At 70.1% G+C, this 1,986-nt stretch carries 2 protein-coding genes; one reads left to right on the forward strand and one right to left on the reverse strand.

The annotated features are described in order from the left end of the window. Positions 1–267 precede the first annotated feature (267 nt). On the forward strand, positions 268–1,110 hold the full coding sequence (locus ACFWA7_RS39955; protein WP_385550336.1) for a helix-turn-helix transcriptional regulator: 843 nt from the start codon (positions 268–270) through the stop codon (positions 1,108–1,110). Positions 1,111–1,140: 30 nt separating this feature from the next. Here ACFWA7_RS39955 and ACFWA7_RS39960 read toward each other — a convergent pair whose 3' ends face one another. Continuing rightward, positions 1,141–1,533, reverse strand: a complete 393-nt coding sequence (locus ACFWA7_RS39960; protein ID WP_385550333.1) for an SsgA family sporulation/cell division regulator — start codon at positions 1,531–1,533, stop codon at positions 1,141–1,143. Between the last annotated feature and the right edge of the window lie 453 nt (positions 1,534–1,986).

Here is a 1,986-nt window from a genome sequence, read left to right on the forward strand (position 1 = left end):
ACCCAGCCCGCAGCCTCCACGTCCCAACGGTGGCCGGCCCGACCCCCGTGCGGGCCGGCGCCGCTTCCACGATCTCCACGAGCAGCCGTACGGCCGGTTCGCGGATCCCCCTCGCAGACTCCACGCACCCATCGTGGCCGCGGCTCTGTCGGCTGCCTTACCCCTGCCTTACGGGCCGGGAGGTCACGTCCTGGCACCGGGTCGAGCGCGGGTCCAGCGGACCCTGGTACCGACGGTCCCTGGTTCCGGCGGCCGGGTTCCGTCATGATGATGATCATGACGACTGACCGCCGCCAGCTCGCTGATTTCCTGCGCCGCTGCCGTGACCGGGTCACCCCGCAGGACGCCGGACTGCCCGCAGGGCCGCGCCGCCGCACCCCGGGACTCCGGCGCGAGGAGGTCGCGCAGCTCGCCGGGATGTCCGCCGACTACTACATCCGCCTGGAACAGGCCCGGGGACCGCAGCCCTCGCCCCAGATGCTCACCGCGCTCGCCCGCGCACTGCGGCTGAACGACGACGAGCGCGACCATCTGTATCTGCTGGCCGGGCACCGGCCGCCCGTCGCGCACTCGTCCGACGGCGAGGTGAGCCCCGGTCTGCTGCATCTGCTCGAACAGCTCACCAGCACTCCGGCCGTGGTGCTGAGCGACCTCGGTGACGTGCTCGTCCAGAACCCCATGGCGCGGGAGCTCCTGGGTGAGGTGTGCACGGTCACCGAGCACGGCCGCAATGTCGTCTGGCGCTGGTTCACCGAACCGTCCGCCCGTGCCCCGTACCCCAAGGAGGAGCACAGCTACTACGGCCACCTCCACGTGGCGGATCTGCGTGCGGCCGCGGCGCGCCGCTTCGGCGACGCGGAGTCGGCACGGCTGATCGCCCGGCTGCAGAGCGTCAGCCCCGAGTTCACGGCGCTGTGGGAGCTGCACGAGGTGGCCGTGCGCAGACGCGACCGGGTCCGTGTGCTCCACCCGGAGCTCGGCCCGTTCGACCTGTTCTGCCAGGTGCTGCTCGCCCCCGAGGGCGATCACCGCCTGGTGCTGTTCACCCCTCCGCCGGGGAGTACGACCGCGGACCGGCTGGCGCGTTTCGGCGCCTCGCAACTGGGCTGAGGCGCTCTGGTGCGGCAGGGGCGACAGGGCTCACTCGGCGCCGTGGTTCAGACACGGGTACTCCCGGCCGCACCAGCAGCGCCCCTGCACCGGTGTGGTGGCGAGCAGCAGCCGGATGACCTCGTCGACGTCGAAGTCGTCCAGCTCGCTGCCCTCCGGGACGAGTTGATACGTACGGGAGAGGAAGTCCGCGACGTCCTCGATCTCGGCGAGGAGGTCCGCGCTGCCCTCGTCCGAGTGCAGCCGGATCCGCAGCCCGTTCTCGCCGTACTGCCAGACCCGCACGTCGCCGAGGCCGACCGGGCAGCGCGAGGTCAGGCCCTCCGCCACGAGATCACGGCCCATGGTCCATGTCGTATGCATGCCATTGCCGCAGACGAATTCCACCGAAACGGCGAGCGGGTCGGCGGGGTCGTAAGCCATCAAGGCCTCCACGGGGGTCATGGCATCACCCTCGTGCAGTAGTTCGACATACAACGGAACGCAGATCTCTTCCATGTCGCCCCCCTCGTCGGGACAGTCACCGGCGGCCGGTCGCCGGGCGTTGTTCGGTATACGCATCTATGACGTACTCAACGGCCGTGATAGTGACCGACTTCGCGAACAAATTCGCCCGGGGATGTGGAAACTGTGCGTACGGTGTCGCAAATTCGCAGGCTCGCACGGATCACTTACCCCGTACGGCGACGGCCGATCTCCCCGTCGAACGGGCTGGTCCACCCGCTCCTGGCGCCTTTACCAGCGGTGCCGCGGGCCCCGGGGCGGGTCGCACGGCTTGTGGTGAAGGCTTCACAATCCCGGCCGCGGCAGCGCCGATTCGGCCGGAACATTGCGTTCACCAGGGCGTCGTGATCACGACACCGCGCCGCCCGCGGC

Source organism: Streptomyces sp. NPDC059994, assembly GCF_042737755.1.
Classification (GTDB): Bacteria; Actinomycetota; Actinomycetes; order Streptomycetales; family Streptomycetaceae; genus Streptomyces.